Origin of the sequence: Salisediminibacterium halotolerans, from assembly GCF_003814815.1 — a bacterium.
GTDB classification, from domain to species: Bacteria; Bacillota; Bacilli; order Bacillales; family Salisediminibacteriaceae; genus Salisediminibacterium; species Salisediminibacterium halotolerans.
The window spans coordinates 245,724-262,754 of the sequence record NZ_RKQQ01000005.1; the positions used below are offsets into that span (position 1 = coordinate 245,724).

Annotated in this window: 19 protein-coding genes and 9 tRNA genes; 26 read left to right on the forward strand and 2 right to left on the reverse strand. The window is 46.8% G+C overall.

Going from position 1 to position 17,031, the window contains the following annotated elements; translation table 11 throughout:
- The first annotated feature begins 142 nt into the window (after nucleotides 1–142).
- Both EDD67_RS10780 and EDD67_RS10785 read left to right on the forward strand, forming a co-directional pair.
- Complete coding sequence (locus EDD67_RS10780) at nucleotides 143–1,255, forward strand: extracellular solute-binding protein (RefSeq protein WP_121440027.1); 1,113 nt, start codon at nucleotides 143–145, stop codon at nucleotides 1,253–1,255.
- A 22-nt stretch (nucleotides 1,256–1,277) separates the two neighbouring features.
- On the forward strand, nucleotides 1,278–2,963 hold the full coding sequence (locus tag EDD67_RS10785) for an ABC transporter permease (protein ID WP_121440028.1): 1,686 nt from the start codon (nucleotides 1,278–1,280) through the stop codon (nucleotides 2,961–2,963).
- A 47-nt stretch (nucleotides 2,964–3,010) separates the two neighbouring features.
- Here EDD67_RS10785 and EDD67_RS10790 read toward each other — a convergent pair whose 3' ends face one another.
- Complete coding sequence (locus tag EDD67_RS10790; protein WP_121440029.1) at nucleotides 3,011–3,778, reverse strand: rhomboid family intramembrane serine protease; 768 nt, start codon at nucleotides 3,776–3,778, stop codon at nucleotides 3,011–3,013.
- Between the two features lie 113 nt (nucleotides 3,779–3,891).
- On the opposite strand from EDD67_RS10790, the gene acpS reads away from it, so the two are divergent.
- From acpS to EDD67_RS10910, 24 genes are all read left to right on the forward strand, one after another.
- Nucleotides 3,892–4,257, forward strand: coding sequence for a holo-ACP synthase (gene acpS, locus EDD67_RS10795; protein WP_121440030.1), 366 nt, complete (start codon nucleotides 3,892–3,894; stop codon nucleotides 4,255–4,257).
- Between the two features lie 5 nt (nucleotides 4,258–4,262).
- Nucleotides 4,263–5,837: an NAD(P)H-hydrate dehydratase gene (locus EDD67_RS10800; RefSeq protein ID WP_121440031.1), complete on the forward strand. Its 1,575-nt coding sequence runs from the start codon at nucleotides 4,263–4,265 to the stop codon at nucleotides 5,835–5,837.
- A 62-nt stretch (nucleotides 5,838–5,899) separates the two neighbouring features.
- The gene (gene alr / locus EDD67_RS10805) at nucleotides 5,900–7,072 is read left to right on the forward strand and encodes an alanine racemase (protein ID WP_121440032.1); all 1,173 of its coding nucleotides are present in this window, start codon (nucleotides 5,900–5,902) and stop codon (nucleotides 7,070–7,072) included.
- Between the two features lie 150 nt (nucleotides 7,073–7,222).
- On the forward strand, nucleotides 7,223–7,498 hold the full coding sequence (locus EDD67_RS10810) for an antitoxin (RefSeq protein WP_093072513.1): 276 nt from the start codon (nucleotides 7,223–7,225) through the stop codon (nucleotides 7,496–7,498).
- A gap of 5 nt (nucleotides 7,499–7,503) precedes the next feature.
- Nucleotides 7,504–7,854 (forward strand): type II toxin-antitoxin system PemK/MazF family toxin, encoded by a 351-nt coding sequence (locus EDD67_RS10815; protein WP_093072532.1) that lies wholly within the window; start codon nucleotides 7,504–7,506, stop codon nucleotides 7,852–7,854.
- Between the two features lie 170 nt (nucleotides 7,855–8,024).
- Nucleotides 8,025–8,849, forward strand: coding sequence for an RsbT co-antagonist protein RsbRA (locus EDD67_RS10820; RefSeq protein ID WP_093072514.1), 825 nt, complete (start codon nucleotides 8,025–8,027; stop codon nucleotides 8,847–8,849).
- Between the two features lie 14 nt (nucleotides 8,850–8,863).
- Nucleotides 8,864–9,220, forward strand: coding sequence for an STAS domain-containing protein (locus EDD67_RS10825; RefSeq protein ID WP_093072515.1), 357 nt, complete (start codon nucleotides 8,864–8,866; stop codon nucleotides 9,218–9,220).
- Between the two features lie 3 nt (nucleotides 9,221–9,223).
- Nucleotides 9,224–9,625 (forward strand): anti-sigma regulatory factor, encoded by a 402-nt coding sequence (locus EDD67_RS10830; RefSeq protein WP_121440033.1) that lies wholly within the window; start codon nucleotides 9,224–9,226, stop codon nucleotides 9,623–9,625.
- A 15-nt stretch (nucleotides 9,626–9,640) separates the two neighbouring features.
- Nucleotides 9,641–10,654: a PP2C family protein-serine/threonine phosphatase gene (locus EDD67_RS10835; protein WP_121440034.1), complete on the forward strand. Its 1,014-nt coding sequence runs from the start codon at nucleotides 9,641–9,643 to the stop codon at nucleotides 10,652–10,654.
- Nucleotides 10,655–10,716: 62 nt separating this feature from the next.
- Nucleotides 10,717–11,046, forward strand: a complete 330-nt coding sequence (locus EDD67_RS10840) for an STAS domain-containing protein (protein WP_121440035.1) — start codon at nucleotides 10,717–10,719, stop codon at nucleotides 11,044–11,046.
- A 2-nt stretch (nucleotides 11,047–11,048) separates the two neighbouring features.
- Entirely contained in the window at nucleotides 11,049–11,540 is a 492-nt protein-coding gene (rsbW, locus tag EDD67_RS10845; RefSeq protein ID WP_121440036.1) for an anti-sigma B factor RsbW, read from the forward strand.
- A gap of 31 nt (nucleotides 11,541–11,571) precedes the next feature.
- Nucleotides 11,572–12,306 (forward strand): RNA polymerase sigma factor SigB, encoded by a 735-nt coding sequence (sigB, locus tag EDD67_RS10850; protein WP_371859243.1) that lies wholly within the window; start codon nucleotides 11,572–11,574, stop codon nucleotides 12,304–12,306.
- Entirely contained in the window at nucleotides 12,306–12,911 is a 606-nt protein-coding gene (locus tag EDD67_RS10855; RefSeq protein ID WP_121440037.1) for a SpoIIE family protein phosphatase, read from the forward strand. Before sigB ends, EDD67_RS10855 begins: the two co-directional genes overlap by 1 nt.
- Before the next feature lie 123 nt (nucleotides 12,912–13,034).
- Nucleotides 13,035–15,215 carry a Tex family protein gene (locus EDD67_RS10860; RefSeq protein ID WP_121440038.1) on the forward strand — a complete coding sequence of 727 codons (2,181 nt, stop codon included), beginning with the start codon at nucleotides 13,035–13,037 and terminating at the stop codon, nucleotides 15,213–15,215.
- A gap of 97 nt (nucleotides 15,216–15,312) precedes the next feature.
- Nucleotides 15,313–15,795, forward strand: coding sequence for a SprT family protein (locus EDD67_RS10865; RefSeq protein WP_121440039.1), 483 nt, complete (start codon nucleotides 15,313–15,315; stop codon nucleotides 15,793–15,795).
- A gap of 114 nt (nucleotides 15,796–15,909) precedes the next feature.
- Nucleotides 15,910–15,984: transfer RNA gene (locus EDD67_RS10870), tRNA-Asn, on the forward strand.
- 3 nt (nucleotides 15,985–15,987) lie between these two features.
- Nucleotides 15,988–16,077: transfer RNA gene (locus EDD67_RS10875), tRNA-Ser, on the forward strand.
- Between the two features lie 17 nt (nucleotides 16,078–16,094).
- Nucleotides 16,095–16,169: transfer RNA gene (locus EDD67_RS10880), tRNA-Glu, on the forward strand.
- A 5-nt stretch (nucleotides 16,170–16,174) separates the two neighbouring features.
- A tRNA-Val gene (locus tag EDD67_RS10885) sits at nucleotides 16,175–16,250 on the forward strand.
- Nucleotides 16,251–16,312: 62 nt separating this feature from the next.
- Nucleotides 16,313–16,388 (forward strand) — tRNA-Asp (locus EDD67_RS10890).
- Between the two features lie 10 nt (nucleotides 16,389–16,398).
- Nucleotides 16,399–16,484: transfer RNA gene (locus tag EDD67_RS10895), tRNA-Leu, on the forward strand.
- 28 nt (nucleotides 16,485–16,512) lie between these two features.
- Nucleotides 16,513–16,599, forward strand: a tRNA-Leu gene (locus EDD67_RS10900).
- Between the two features lie 47 nt (nucleotides 16,600–16,646).
- Nucleotides 16,647–16,723 (forward strand) — tRNA-Pro (locus EDD67_RS10905).
- A gap of 19 nt (nucleotides 16,724–16,742) precedes the next feature.
- Nucleotides 16,743–16,816, forward strand: a tRNA-Gly gene (locus EDD67_RS10910).
- Between the two features lie 7 nt (nucleotides 16,817–16,823).
- Here EDD67_RS10910 and EDD67_RS14040 read toward each other — a convergent pair.
- Nucleotides 16,824–17,031 (reverse strand): hypothetical protein (locus EDD67_RS14040; protein ID WP_206751989.1); only part of this gene is annotated, 208 nt, incomplete at its 5' end.

Sequence of the window (17,031 nt, forward strand, 5' to 3'; positions counted from 1 at the left end):
TTTATAATTATTATAAATAATCATCGATTTGTCAACACTTTTAACAAAAAAAGATTGACGATCAATGCAAGGTTTAATAAACTTCAAACAGTGATAATGATAATCGTTCTCATGCAAATAAATAGTATAGGGGGAAACAAAGATGAAACGAAAATGGTTGTTAGGCAGCCTGTCTGGTTTGGCGTTAATCGCTGCCGCGGGCTGCGGAGATAATTTGGAGAATGCAGCGGAAAATGAAAATGAACGCAATGACAACAGTGCTGCGAATGAAGGCGGAAATGAAGAGTCTTATGTAGATGGCGACGGTGAACTTGTAGTATACTCGGCACGTAACGAAACATTTGTGCAAGAGTTATTAAATAAATTTGAAGCGGATACAGGCATTGAGGTTAACGCACTGCATGGCGCCGAACCGCTGCAGCTGGAAGAAGAAGCGGGCAATGTTCAGGCGGATGTGTTCATTTCCAATGACCTGGGCGGTTTGGAATACTTAAATCAGCAAGGCCTGCTCAGATCGCACGACTCTGATAACATCGATACAATTGACGAACAATACCGGGCAGAAGATAATGAATGGATTGCGCTGTCAGCTAGAGCACGCGGCTTTATTTATAACAAGGATATGGTCGATGAAGAGGATGTTCCTTCCAGTATGGAAGATTTGTTTGATGAAGAATGGGCCGATGTAGAAAATGGTTACGCGATTACCCGCGGCGGCAACGGCGGCATGATCGGCAACGTATCGGCTTTACGGTATGAGTGGGGCGATGATCGGACGGAAGACTGGATTGATTCGATTCAAGAAAATGCCGCCGGCATCTTCGAGGGTCACAGTGATATTCGCAGAGCTGTAGGTGCAGGTGAGCACGCTTTCGGCTTAGTAAATAATTATTACTACCATCAACAGCTGGAAGAACCGGACGACAACAATGTCGGGTTTGTCTATCCGGATCAAGAAGAGGATGAGATGGGTGCGATTGCGAATGCTGCCGGGTTTGGCCTCGTTAATGATGGACCGAACAGTGAGAATGCAGAAATTTTCTTTGAGTGGGTTCTTGAAGAAGAAAACCAGCTTGAATTTGTCGGTGAATCACTCGAAGTGCCGATTAATACTGACCTAGAACCACCTTACGAAGAAGCGGTTCCGTTTGATGAACTGCATGTACAAGACATGCCGTTGCGCGAGCTCGGCAATTATTTCGAAGATACGCGCGAGCTTATTGAAGACGCAGGGCTGGATTTAGAATTAAGATAAGCGGCAGTTAAGGAGAGGGCGTATGGCAGCAGATCGTAATGACAACGGGTTGAATAAACACAATAACTCCAGTACTGAGGTTGGTGGCAATTCGTCACCAACCCTTCGCCGTTTATTGAAAAGGCGGTGGACGGATATGTGGAAAGGCAATCCTCCCGGCCCGATATTATTGTTAATCGGTCTGTTTGTCGCTTTAGTCATGTCTGTCCCGATCATCTATGTGATTTTTCAATCGTTTGCAGCAGGGGCGGACAGCTGGCTCCGTTTACTCGGAGGCAGAATTCCGCAGCTGCTCTGGAATACGATCTCTTTGACAGCAGCGGTTACAACGGCGGCGCTTTTAATCGGTGTTTCACTCGCATGGATCGTTGTGAGAACCGATGTCCCGGGCAAAGGGCTTTGGCAGTGGATGATGGCGCTTCCGCTTGTGATTCCGCCGTATGTCGGGGCAGTCACCTATATTATCGTGTTTGGTCCCAGCGGCTGGGCACGAGATTTATGGGAAGCATCATTTATGTACAGCGTTTTTGGTGATTATCCATTCAGCATTTATTCGTTTTTCGGTGTCTTCATGACAATGACGCTGTTTACTTACCCGTATGTTTTTTTGATCGCCAGCGCATCGCTTCGGAAAATGAATCGAAATTTTGAAGAGGTCGCAAGGTCACAAGGGATGACGACAGCGCAAATTTTTTTCAAAGTGAACTTGCCGTTATTGCGTCCGGCAATCGGTGCCGGCGCGATTTTGATTTCCTTGTATGTTCTGTCTGATTTTGGTGCAATCGCTATGCTCAGGTACGTTACATTTACGGCGGCGATTTATTATCAGCGGGCCGGTTTCGATATTCCATCGGCGTCGGTCTTGAGCTTAGTGCTGATTGTTTTAACCATCATCATCTTATGGATTGAATCGTATACACGCCGGAAAAATAAATTTTACCAAACGACGAATACGTATAAAGCGCCGGATACATTAAAACTCGGGAAATGGAAGCCGTTTGCGTTTATGTATGTGTTCAGCGTGTTTGGTATTGCAGTCATCCTGCCGATCTTTGTGTTGGTTTACTGGACGGTCATCGGCGCTGAAGTCGGCGCGATTGATACAGACTTTTTTGGATATGCCTGGAACAGTATTTTAGTTTCAGGGATGGCGGCGCTCTTATGTATGGTTTTGGCGTTGCCGATCATTTATTTAAAATCACGTCACCCCTCACCGGTGTCGACGGTGATTGATAAGTTAAGTTATTCCGGTTATGCATTGCCGGGAGTTATTGTGGCTTTGGGGATGATTTTTATTTTTAACAATCATATCCCGGCGCTGTACAATACATTTTATTTAATCGCGATTGCTTTTGTCATCCGCTTCTTGCCGCAAGCGATGCAGGCCGGGGAAGCATCGCTTAGCTTGGTGTCGCCGCGGATGGACGAAGCCGCCCGGAGTTTAGGTTATCCGGCATGGAAGGTGATGTTCAAAGTCATTCTTCCGTCGATTGCCCCGGGTGTTCTGGCAGGAGGGGCGCTCGTTTTTGTCAGTGCGATCAAAGAACTTCCGGCGACGCTGATGCTGCGTCCGCCCGGCTTCGATACCTTAGCTGTGCGGGTCTATTATGAAGCGAGCGAGTCGTTTTATCATCAGGCAGCTCCTGGAGCGCTTTTAATCGTGCTCGTCTCGATCATTCCGCTGCATTACTTGCTTAAAAAATATTAAAAGATGAAAAGAACCGTCTGCGAACACATGCAGACGGTTCTTATTTTTCACCATAGCCGGCTTAAAAAGAGGAAGTCGACGAGCCAGAAAAAGCTGATCATCGCTGCAATTCCGCCGATAATGTAGAGCCACATTCGTTCACGGTGCTGCTTTCTTTTCGCCCACCGTTGCGGATCGAAGCCGATATCATCTGGTTCGTGCGCCCGCTGATAACGTGATACACGGTTGACGCGGGAAAGAAACAGCGGCGCGACCGCAAGCCCGCTGATAAGCCCGAACAGGTGAGCTAAAATGTTAATTCCCGGATTTACAAAGGTCATAATCACCCCGATGACGATGATCGTTAAAATAATTTGCTGACTTGCTTGAGGCAGCAGTTCTTTTCGCATCAAAACAATATACAGGTAAAGGCCGAACAGCCCAAAGATTGCCCCGGAGGCTCCAAGGTGCAAAAGCATCGGATCCCCAAGGTAAAATGTGGCAATGTTTGCGATTACTCCGGTGGCTAAATAGAGAGAAATGAACTTTACCCGGCCGAGCATCGTTTCGAGTGACGGTCCGAAGAGAAAAAGAGAAAAGGAATTAAACGCGAAATGCATGAGCCCGCCGTGTAAAAAGATCGGAGTGAACAGCCGCCAATATTCACCGAGAGCAACGGCGGCGTTATTGCCGACACCGAGCAGATAGATTTCGTAGCCGCCGAGAAACGGGAAAACCTCTGTCCAAATTAAGAAAAATAAATTGACGGCGATCAGCGCAGTGACGACTTTATAAGATTGGATGAATTCAGAAAAACTCTCGTTTCGTATAAACATGACAAGCACCTCTTTTCGATTCTTGATTTATCATATCATATGGTGAATTTGCTGTACCATCGATAAGAAATATGTGTAAAATGTAAGGAGAGGCAGTGCAAGGAGTGGTGATTATGATAGCCGGTATCGGCTTGGATATCGTTGAGTTGGCCCGAATCGAACATTTATTCACAAGAAAACCAGGTTTTGCCAAACGAATTTTAACAAACAGTGAACAAAAAACATTTGACCGTTTGCACGGGAAGAGGCAGATCGAGTTTTTAGCCGGCAGGTATGCGGCTAAAGAAGCCTATGCGAAAGCGAAAGGCTGCGGAATCGGAGGCGCTTTATCATTTCAAGACCTTGAAGTCGGCAACAGTGCCGGCGGCCGTCCGGTTATCACGGACTTTAAGGCGACGGAAGACGGACAAGTGCATCTCTCGATTACACATACGAGGACGACAGCGGCGGCGCAAGTCGTCCTTGAAAAACAGGGGTGATAGCGATGTATATTGTGAGCGGAGAAGAAATGCGGCAAGTTGACCGCTTTGCGATTGAGCAGATTGGCTTGGGTGGATTCACGCTGATGGAAAATGCAGGAAGTTCCTGTTCGCGAGCTATCGAGCGTCAATTGAAGAAAAACGATCGGATCGCCGTTGTTTCTGGCGGCGGAAATAACGGCGGTGACGGCTTCGTTATTGCCAGGTACTTGGCGGAAGCGGGTTTTGATGCGGCGTTAGAAGTGATTGCCCCGCGGGAGAAAATTCACGGCGAAGCGTATGAACATTTGCTCGTCTACGAGAGTGCGGGAAGGGCGGCTCGTTTTTACGAGACGGATTCAGAAGCGGTGGAACAAGCCATAGCAGGTGCGGACGTTATTATTGATGCGATGCTTGGCACAGGTGTAACCGGCGAGTTGAAACCGCCCTATAAAGAGATCGCTGCACTAATTAACCGTTCGCGGGCGCTTGTTTTCGCCGTCGATCTTCCGAGCGGTGTGCCGTCCGCCGAGGCAGCTGACATTCAGGCAGGTGTGTGCGCTGACCGAACTTATATGCTTGCGGCCCGGAAAATGAATGCATCGCTTCCCGGCTACAGATCTTTTTACGGCACGATTGTACCGGTTGATATTGGCATTCCGGAGCTTGCTTACGTGTCGGCGAAAGCAGATAGAAGAATATGGCTTGACGAACAGAAAGCGCTTCGGCATTTGCCGCATCGAGATTCTGATGCGCATAAAGGTCAAAGCGGCAGGGCTGCGATTATCGGCGGAAGCATGAACATGAGCGGAGCCGTAATGATGGCGGCGGAAGCATGTGTGAGAGCCGGAGCAGGCAGGACAACCGCTGTCATTCCGGATGACACCTTGTCCGCGGCAGCCCCGCAATTAAAAGAGGCGATGTATCTGCCGTTGCCGAGTGAATCGGGGGAATTTGCCCGGTCAGCGTGGAGGCAAATGCCGGAAGCCGTTCACGCCGACGGGGTTGCTGTCGGTCCGGGCTTGGGCCGTAACGTGACAAACGATATTTTTCCGTTGATAAACCAACTGGACATACCGATCGTTATCGATGCGGATGCCTTGTTGGATTTGGCTTCGGATTTAGAACAGTTAAAAAATATCTCGCGAACATCTCCTGTCATACTGACGCCTCACCCCGGGGAAATGGCTGTATTGACCGGTTTGTCAATCGAGGAAGTTCAAGCCGGACGATTTTCACTGTCAGCAAAATTTGCAAAAACGTATGGTGTGTACCTTGTGTTAAAAGGCCGAGAGACGATCATTACAGGACCGGACGGACGGCAATGGGTGAACAGTACAGGAAATGCCGGCTTGGCTAAAGGCGGAACCGGAGATGTGCTGACGGGGATGATTCTGGCGTTTTTATTGCAGTATGAAGACCCTGCTGAAGCAGTGTTTATGGCGGTGTACCTGCACGGGCTGACAGCTGATTATTTAGCTGAACGCGCGGATCAAATCAGTATAAATGCTTCAGATATTTCGCATGAACTGGGAACTGTCATCTGTCAATTGAAGCAAAAGTGTAACGGAGCCGGGAGAACCATTGACATTAGAGACTGACATCAGACTATAATAAACTGCTTCAAGTAATGTAAGCAAGAAATTCATTTGGAGGCTTGACCGTGGATAAGACAGAATCTTTTTTTAGAGACACATGGGCGGAAGTGAATTTGGATGCGATCCGAGAAAATGTCATGAATATTAAAGCGGGGCTTCCCGGTAAAACGGCGTTTATGGCTGTCGTGAAAGCGAACGGATACGGGCACGGGGCATTTGATATTGCAACAGACGCCTTGCAGGCCGGCGCGGAGTTTCTCGGCGTTTCGATGCTTGATGAAGCGATCTCGCTGCGTCGTTCGGGGATTTCAGCGCCGATACTTGTAATGGGGTTAATCCGTCCGCGCGATATCACGGTTGCTGCCAAATGGGACGTTGCCGTGACGGCTTTTCAAGAAGACTGGCTGGCGGAAGCTGAAGCCTATTTAGAAAAGAGCGGCAGCCGCATCTCTTGTCACGTAAAACTGGACAGCGGCATGGGACGCTTAGGTTTACGGACGCCGGCTGAAGCGAAGTCTTTCGCGAAAAAAATTAAAGGCAGTGCCAATTTCACAGCAGACGGGCTGTATACACATATGGCAACCGCGGATGAATTGGACACAGCGTATTTTGATGAGCAGGTGAAACGTGCTGACGAGTTGGTCGGGGCGTTTGAAGAAGCATACGGCAGCGAAGTCGGCTGGAAACATTGCAGCAACAGTGCGACGGCCCTTCGCTTCGCACTGGAAAAATACAATCTTGTTCGCGTCGGCATCTCGATGTACGGTCTCGCGCCGTCTCCGGAAATTAAACCGGTTATTAACCAAGAATTAAAAGAAGCCTTTTCGCTCCACAGCAAAATCACCCACGTGAAAAAAGTTGCAGCCGGTGAAGGGATCAGTTACGGAGCCACTTATCAGACGGAGGGGGAAGAGTGGATCGCCACCGTGCCGATCGGCTATGCTGACGGTTGGATTCGAAAAAATCAGCACGGAGATGTACTCGTGAACGGCAAGCGCGCGCCGATTGTCGGACGAATCTGTATGGATCAAATGATGATTCGGCTTGAAGAACCTGTTGATATCGGCACGACAGTGACATTGATCGGCGAAAACGGCGGTGCTTTCTTACCGATGGATGAAGTCGCGGCAAGACTTGAGACGATCAATTACGAAATTCCTTGTACAATCACACCGCGTGTTCCGCGCTGTATCATTCGGGGCGGAAAAGTGACAGTCGTGCACAATTCTGTGTTTTAATCCCCGGCAAAACAGAATCTTCACGTAGAAAATGAACGCAAAACCTTTAATATTGACCTTTTCAAGCGGGTTGAATTAGTGATATGATGAAAGAGGAAAAATGATCATGAAGGAATTATAGCAGGGGAAAAGCTGTTTGGAGGTGTTGGTGTGTCCACAGAACAGACAGAACAAATTATGGTGAATTTGCCGCAGTATTTAGTTAATGAACTCGATGCGTTGTTAGATGAGGAAGCGAACCGTGACGATGCCATCCACAGAGCTGCGAAAATGTATGTGCAAGAAAAGAAAAAGCAGCAAATCCGCAAAACGATGGAGAACGGTTACGTTGAAATGGCTAAAATCAATTTAAACATCGCCACAGAGTCTTTTTTAGCTGAAGAGGAGGCTGAAAGCACGTTGGACCGCCTGGTTAGCGGGGTGTGACGGCTTTGATAGTTAAACGCGGAGATGTTTATTTTGCGGACTTATCTCCCGTTGTCGGCTCAGAACAAGGCGGAGTAAGGCCCGTTCTTGTCGTGCAAAACGATATCGGCAACCGGTTCAGTCCAACCGTAATTGTTGCGGCGATTACAGCACAAATTCAAAAAGCAAAATTGCCTACACATGTAGAAATTAATGCAGAACGTTATGGATTTGATCGGGATTCCGTCATTTTACTCGAACAGATCCGCACAATTGATAAGCAACGATTGACGGACAAAATCACGCATCTTGATGATAATATGATGATAAAAGTGAATGATGCATTGAATATTAGTATGGGACTTATTGACTTTTAACCATCATACTTATCGGAAAAAGGCTGCCGGGTTTCCGGCGGTCTTTTTTTCTTTTATACCTGTATACAGGAATATGGGTTAGTGTTACATGGACAACGATTGCATTATTGAATAATCAGTGAAATAATATTGATAATATTATTTCATGCTGTAAGGTGGGAGAAGACTGGATGAATCCGAATGTTAGGGACCAAATTTTGGAACATCGTACAACGATAAGCGAAACTTGGCTTGAGGAAATTAAAAGTTTCCGAAGCGATGATTCGCTGCAAAATATTACTGATACGATGTATGAGAATACGAACCGAGAGTTTGTCGATAAAATTGTTCAATCGATTGAGGTAGTTCAACAAGAATCGAACGAAGAACTGGTGCAATTTGCAGAGCGGCTGATTCAGCTCGGCTGGCCGCTTCATTATATTACCCGCGGACTGCAGAAATTCCGGACGATCACGATCGATGTATTGTCGGAAACCGACGATGATTATTGTCAGAGCAAAGAATTCTTTCAAGAAATAGAAGAGTGGATTGATAACTTAGTTAACGTCCTCGTCAATCAATATTCCGGTTCTTGGGAGAACACGGTCTTTTTGCAAAAAATGGCCCTGAAGGAGCTTTCAGCGCCGCTCATCCCTGTTTTTGATAAAATAAGCGTAATGCCGCTCGTCGGAACGATCGATACTGAGCGTGCGAAACTGATTATGGAGAACCTTTTGGACGGCGTGATTGAACATCGCTCTCAAGTCGTGTTAATTGATATAACCGGGGTTCCGGTCGTAGATACCATGGTCGCTCATCATATCATTCAAGCGTCGGAAGCGGTTCGGCTTGTCGGAGCGAAATGCATTCTTGTGGGAATTCGCCCGGAAATTGCGCAAACAATCGTCAATCTCGGAATTGACTTAGGGAAATTCCCGACACAGAGTTCCTTGAAAAAAGGAATTGAATCCGCTTTGGAAATGACCAACCGTGAAATAATCGACATAGAGGGATGAAGGAGGAGACAATTTTGCGTATTCCGATTTTAAAACTGCACGATTACTTATTGATATCCGTTCAAGTTGAATTGGATGATCAAACAGCACTGCAATTTCAAGAAGATGTGCTGGAAAAAATACATCACGAAGGCTCGCGCGGCGTTGTCATTGACCTGACTTCAGTTGAAATGATTGATTCATTTATTGCAAAGGTTCTTGGCGATGTCGTGGATATGTCAAATTTAATGGGTGCTAAGGTCGTTCTCACCGGAATTCAGCCGGCGGTTGCGATTACTCTAATAGACATGGGTGTTGTTTTGGATGATGTTCCGACTGCGCTTGACCTAGAACAAGGGTTGGAGAGACTCCAGCTGGAATTGGAGGGTTGATATATGCAAGTCCAAACCCATGTCGACATTCACAGTGAATGGGGAATTGTTGCTGCCAGGCAGGCCGGCCGAAAATTAGCGAGAGAAATCGGGTTTGGTTCGGTGGATCAGGCGCGAATTACGACAGCGATTTCCGAATTGGCGAGAAATATTTACTTGTATGCCAACCAAGGCCGGATACAAATTGAAGAAGTGCGCGGTTCCGGAAAGAACGGGATTCGTATCATCGCCTCGGATGAAGGCCCGGGGATTAAAGATATCCGAAATGTAATGGAAGACGGTTTTACAACTTCAGGCGGTTTGGGGGCTGGACTTCCGGGTGTCAAACGGCTGATGGATGAATTTAATATCGATTCAGAGCTTGAAAACGGCACAGTGATCACAGCAATCAAGTGGCTTCGATAGAGGAGGTGCGGTTGCTTGGAAGAGACGAAGTACGGTCTGTATCAGATGTACAAGGATATGCTCACAAGCTATTTGCAAAATAAGAGTGAACATGCGCTTTATCATGCGCAGCAGTTCAGCAAGGAAATGATGGAAAAAGATATGTCCCCGGAAGAGACAGTCAGTCTGCACCTGTCCGTCTTTCAAGAATTGGCGGATGACCTGCCGGAGCAAGTAGTCGACTCGTTTGATTTATTGTTAGAGGTGATGATCGGCTACGGTTTAGCATACCGGGAACACCAAAGTTTGCGCGATCGGCAGCGCGAGCTGGATTCGGAATTAAACGTTGCCGCCCGGATGCAAAAATCGCTGCTTCCGGCCGGAGACTTAGATCTCGATGATATCGAAATCGGTGTCGTCAGCGTACCGGCCGGGAAAATGAGCGGAGATTATTATCATTATATGAAAGACGAAGACCGAAATGTCGGGATTGCTGTTGCGGATGTGATCGGTAAAGGTGTGCCGGCGGCGATGTCGATGTCGATGATAAAATATGCGATGGATACGATTACCGAACAAACAATGGACCCCGGCCAGTTGTTAGAAAGCATTAACCGTGTTGTCGAACGCAATATCGAAGACGATATGTTTATTACGATGATGTACGGTTATTACGATGCAGATACACATCGTTTCTCGTATGCCAGCGCAGGTCATGAACCCGGATTTGTTTATGATGAAAAAGAAGACACATTTTCAGACCTGGAAGCAAAAGGACTGGTCCTCGGTGTTTCGTCAAAAGTCGCGTACACGAAGAAACACCTTCATTTAGATAAGGGCGATTTTATCGTACTTTTATCTGACGGTGTGACAGAATGCCGAATTGACGGCGAATTCATCGAACGTAATCAGATTGCGCATCTGATCAGAGAGAAAAAACACCTTCCTGCCCAAGATATTGTCGATGAAATTTATCATGAGTTGGAAAAGGCGCAAGAATTTCAGCTGCGTGATGATTTCACGTTACAGATTTTGCGGCGCAAGGTTTAACTGCTCATTGTATGTGGTAAAGTTTTGAGATTATCCAAGCGTAAAAACAGGAGGGACTTGTAATGAATTTAGATATTCAAGTAACAGAAGGTGAAGAACAAACGCATGTCGCGCTGTCCGGCGAGGTTGATGTGTACACGGCTTCAAAATTGAAAGAAACGTTAAACCCATTAGCGGAACAGGAAGGTCAAGTATTGATCGTCGACCTTTCCGAGATCGATTATATTGATTCCACCGGGTTAGGGATTTTTATCGGAACGCTGAAAATTACCGAGAAATCAAACAGCGAACTTCGTCTGACCGGCTTAAACGAGCGGGTTAAGCGTCTGTTTGAGATTACCGGCTTGAATGAAGTGATCGACATTGAGGCAGAAAAAAGGGAGGAAGCTTAGTCATGACGGGAAATACGGATTTTATTGAAATGACAGTTCCGGCTAAGCCGGAGTATGTAGGTGTTGTCCGCTTGTCTGTTTCTGGGATTGCTAATCGCCTCGGTTATTCGTATGATGATATTGAGGATATTAAGATTGCGATCGCAGAAGCTTGCACCAATGTCGTCAATCACGCTTATGAAGACGGGCAGAAGGAAAACAACATGCACCTTTCATTTACAGTGCATGAAGACCGGCTCGAGTTGATTGTAGCCGACCAGGGCGGGGCGATTGACGTAGAAGCGCTGAGAGAAGGGCGCGGTCCCGTGAGTAAAGAGCAATCCGTTGAAGAACTCAAGGAGGGAGGTTTGGGCCTTTTCCTGATCGAAACGTTGATGGACCAAGTAGATATTCACGGGGAAAACGGGGTTATGATCACAATGACCAAGTTCCTGCATAGAGATGAGGTGGATCAGCATGGCAGCGGATTCTCGGAAGAAATCCCCAAACAATAATAAAGAAAAAGATAAAGAACACATCCTTGAAATGATCAAAGAATTTCAAGAAACGGGTGATGAGGAACTGCAAACGAAGCTTGTGATGGAATATGAAAGCCTCGTCCATGCATTGGCCCGGAAATTCTCGCGCGGCCAGCGCCATGATGAGGACCTGATTCAAGTCGGCATGATCGGGCTTTTAGCTGCATTGCGCCGTTTTGATCCATCGTTTGGCCGCAGTTTTGAATCTTTTGCTGTACCGACGATCGTCGGGGAAATTAAGCGTTTTATACGCGATAAAACTTGGAGCGTTCATGTTCCGCGCCGAATCAAAGAGCTCGGACCTAAAATTAAAAATGCCGTCGAAGAGTTGACGACCGAATTGCAGCGCAGCCCGCAAGTTGAAGAGATCTCTGCATACTTGGGAGTATCCGAAGAAGAAATTTTGGAAACGATGGAGATGGGTAAAAGTTATCAGGCGCTTTCAGTCGATCGCTCAATCGAAGCGGATGATGAAGGAAGCGCGGTAACATTGCTGGATCTCGTCGGATCTGTCGAGTCGGGATACGAAAAAACCGATCAGCAAATGCTGTTGGAAAAAGCGTTTCAAGTTCTTACGGAGCGCGAAAAACAAATTTTACAACTGACGTACTTTGATAATCTCAGTCAAAAAGAAACCGGTGAACAATTAGGGATATCACAAATGCATGTCTCGCGTTTGCAGCGCCGTGCGCTTCAAAAACTAAAAGAATCGATACGAATAGAGGCAACGGAGGCTTTCTGATGTACGAACACCACTACTGGGAAAAAGCTGATGTCAGTATGTTCAAAAAAGCGAAAGACGGGAACTGGCATTCCGGTGATGCGATGCACATCATTCATACCGATGACTATATTCTTTGCGCTGTCGCTGACGGTCTGGGAAGCGGCGAAGAAGCGATGGAAGCATCTGAGGCTGTAATGAATATTATTAAAGCAGAGCATGACCGGACTGTCTACAGTTTGATTGAACGAAGCAATCAAAATCTGTGGGGGACCAGAGGGGTTGTGATGTCGCTGTTAAAGATCGATCTTCATTCCCGTGATATCGAATATGCGAATGTCGGAAATATCTCATGTTCGTTTTATTATCCGGATGGAAAGATTTATCGGCCGGTTCCGTCGAGAGGGTACTTGTCCGGCAGAAAACAAAAAATTACGACAGAAACGATTCCTTACGAAAAAAACATGGTTTTTTTGATCTATTCCGACGGATTGGTGTTTGAACCCGCTTATCATGCTTTTTTCTCGCGCGGGGCTGCCCCGAAAGAGATGGTTGAAGAAGTGGTTGACGCCATGAATGATACGAACGATGACATTACAATCATGATCGGCAAAATGAAAGAATGAATGCCTGATACACCGGATACCGGTTTATCAGGTTTTTTTATTGGCAAAAGAGATGACCTGTTCAGCAGATGAACTTTTCAGTATAATGTAAAAGGTAAGCGAACGTTCAAAAGGAGTTTTTTGATGGAGTGGACAGAAGAAAAATCAACGCAGCTCATTTATACTGCTGAGACTGTAAATTTAAAACAAGCTAAAGTAAAACAAGTCATCGAACTTTCCGAAGATGGCAACACAGTGCCTTTTATAGCCCGTTACCGTAAAGAGGTGACCGGCGGCATGGATGAAGAAGATATTCGCAAGGTGCTGGATACGTGGAATTATGCGAATCAGCTGAACACACGAAAAGATGAAGTGATTCGGTTAATTTCTGAACAGGATAAGCTGACTTCAGAACTGGAACAATCGATTCGGTCAGCAAAAAAGCTTCAAGAAGTTGAAGATTTGTACCGTCCATATAAACAAAAGCGCCGCACAAGAGGGACGATCGCGAAAGAAAAGGGGCTTGAACCGCTGGCTGAATGGCTCCTTATGCTGCCGGGAAGCGGCGCGGCGTTGGAGGAAGCAGCCCGCTATATTGACGAAGAAAATGCTGTTGACGCTGCTGAAGATGCTTTGCAAGGTGCGAAAGATATCATTAGCGAAATGCTTGCTGACGATGCCCGGATTCGCCAGACTGCCCGTGACATGACATTTAAAGAAGGGCGTATGACTGCGAAAAAGAAACCGAAAGCTGAGGATGAAAAAGGCATTTTCGAGATGTATTATGCCTACGAAGAAGGGATTCAAAAACTTGCCTCTCATCGCATCTTAGCCTTAAACCGCGGGGAAAGTGAAGGAGTATTGCAAGTATCGGTCGACGCCCCGGACGAGCGGATCATCAGCTGGATCAAGCGTCAGACACTTAAAGGGGAGCAGACCCCGGTCGAAAATGTATTGACAGAGGCGATCGAAGACGGTTACAAAAGATTGATCCAGCCGGCGGTGGAGCGCGATATCCGCCGAGAAGCAAGCGAACGGGCCGAAGAACAAGCTATTCATATCTTCGCTGAAAATCTGCAAAATTTATTGCTCCAGCCTCCTCTTAAGGGACACACCGTTCTTGGCGTGGATCCGGCCTACCGGACGGGCTGCAAACTTGCAGTCATCGATGAGACAGGGAAAAATATCGAAGTCGGCGTTATTTATCCTACCGCTCCACATCATAAAGTTAAGGAAGCGGCAAACGAAATTACCCGTCTTATATCGAAACACGGTATCGGTTTAATTGCGATCGGCAACGGAACTGCCTCTCGTGAAACAGAGCAATTTGTTGCCGATACGGTAAAACAAATCGAAGCGGATGTATCGTTTATGATTGTCAACGAGGCCGGGGCAAGTGTGTATTCCGCCTCTAAAGTTGCCAAAGAAGAATTTCCAGACTTAAACGTTGAGGAGCGCAGTGCGATTTCAATTGCCCGCCGCGTCCAAGATCCTTTAGCAGAATTAGTGAAAATCGATCCGAAATCTGTCGGAGTCGGCCAATACCAGCATGACGTAACCCAATCCAAGCTGAATGACAGCTTGACATTTGTTGTCGAGACGACCGTCAACCGGGTCGGCGTCAATGTGAATACCGCTTCTGCGTCGCTTCTTCAATATGTTTCGGGTTTATCGAAAAGCGTCGCGGGAAATATCGTAAAAGAACGTGAAGAAAAAGGTCCTTACACGAACAGGAAACAGCTGAAAGACGTTCCCCGTCTCGGGGCAAAAACTTATGAACAAAGTGTCGGGTTTATTCGGGTGCCGGGAAGCGATGAACCGCTGGATGAAACCGGAATTCATCCGGAAAGCTATAAAGTCACGAAACAGTTGCTGACGAAACTCGGTCTTACGGCCGGCGATATTGGCACAAAGGCAGTTGCAGAGGCGCGCCAAGTTCATTCCCCGGATGAACTCGCGGAAGAATTTGCTGTCGGTAAACCGACGCTGAAAGATATTCTCGATGCGTTGGAGGTTCCCGGCCGTGACCCGCGCGATGATTTGCCTAAACCGCTTTTGAAAACAGATGTTTTATCTATGGAAGACTTGACTAAAGGCATGGAGCTGCAAGGAACCGTTCGCAACGTGGTTGATTTCGGGGCCTTTGTTGATATCGGCGTCAAACAGGACGGCCTCGTACACGTTTCGAAGTTAGCGAACCGGTTTGTGAAAAATCCGATGGATGTAGTAGCAGTCGGTGACGTAGTGACTGTCTGGGTTGAGGATGCCGATATTCAAAAAGGGCGGATAGCATTAACGATGCTTCAGCCGGAAAAACAACTGTAGCAAAATATTTATATCGAAATAATATTTTCGGAAGGGGTCTCGCGAAAACGGGACTTCTTCTGATGTATTTTGTTATCGTTGAAACAGGAGGTATACTGTGACGGATGATGAATTGCAAGAGCTTACAGAAAAACTCTCGATAGAGTATTTTCAGCGGACGTTTCGACACAGGTCGCAATTTAATCAAAAACTCCGAACAACCGGAGGGCGCTACTTATTGACAACCCACAATATTGAGATCAATCCGAAATCTTACGAACGCTTCGGGGAACAAGAGCTTATCGGGATCATTAAGCATGAACTTTGTCATTATCACCTCCACCTGGAAGGGCGGGGTTACCGTCATAAAGACCCCGAGTTTCAAAAAATGCTGGCCGATGTCGGAGCTTCGAGGCACTGTAAATTGATTGAAGAAAACCGAAGAAGTTCAAACTACATCCATCACTACCGGTGTGAAAGTTGTCGAACCGAGATAAAAAGAAAGAAGCGTTTTGACACAAAGAAATATGTGTGCGGCGCTTGCAGCGGCCGATTAAAAAAAATAAAAACAATCCCGCTGTACATCCTTGACGGTAAATAACGGTTATGGTACATTATAAAAGTCGCCGATGACAGAAAACAATTTTACAAAAATGTTATTGACACTTTTCACGGCGCGAGGTTATAATGTAATTCGCTGTTAAAACCTTATTATTCCACAGTAGCTCAGTGGTAGAGCGCTCGGCTGTTAACCGAGTTGTCGTAGGTTCGAATCCTACCTGTGGAGCCAAACGGAGAAGTACCCAAGTGGCTGAAGGGGCTCCCCTGCTAAGGGAGTAGGCCGTTCCGCGGCGCGAGGGTTCAAATCCCTCCTTCTCCGCCAGTTATAATTACATGAACGGCCCCTTGGTCAAGTGGTTAAGACACCGCCCTTTCACGGCGGCGACACGGGTTCGAATCCCGTAGGGGTCACCATATATGGAGGATTAGCTCAGTTGGGAGAGCATCTGCCTTACAAGCAGGGGGTCGGCGGTTCGAGCCCGTCATCCTCCACCATTAATTATTTCTTTAATCGCCTCTTTACATTGAAGGAAAGAACATTTAAAATACGTAGTTACGGTCCCGTGGTGTAGCGGTTAACATGCCTGCCTGTCACGCAGGAGATCGCGGGTTCGATTCCCGTCGGGACCGCCATTTAAATCATGCGGGTGTGGCGGAATTGGCAGACGCGCTAGACTTAGGATCTAGTGTCTTTATGACGTGGGGGTTCAAGTCCCTTCACCCGCACCATGATTTTTAAATTTAATAACTGTTTTATGCGGTCGTGGCGGAATGGCAGACGCGCTAGGTTGAGGGCCTAGTGGGAGTTTATCCCGTGTGAGTTCGACTCTCACCGACCGCACCATTTATTTTTATTGACTTTTTTCAAGTACATAACCATTACGGTTTGATCGGGAAGTAGCTCAGCTTGGCAGAGCACTTGGTTTGGGACCAAGGGGTCGCAGGTTCAAATCCTGTCTTCCCGACCATTTTTTATTTTACGTTTATGCGGGTGTAGTTTAGTGGTAAAACCTCAGCCTTCCAAGCTGATGTCGTGGGTTCGATTCCCATCACCCGCTCCATTAAAATTTAATGTTGCATAAGGCTTTCCTTTTGTGCTAAAGTCGGTTCTGTTGCTTTGAGAGCACCGGAGCGATTTATCCGCATCATTAGAAGTGCTTTAAGCAATCTGAATGTTTGAATCAGCTGCCCTTTGAAAACTAAACAAAAGCCAAGCGTAAAGTGGGATATAGTAAGAAGATATCCCGTCAATTTAGCAAGACAAGTCCGGAAGACA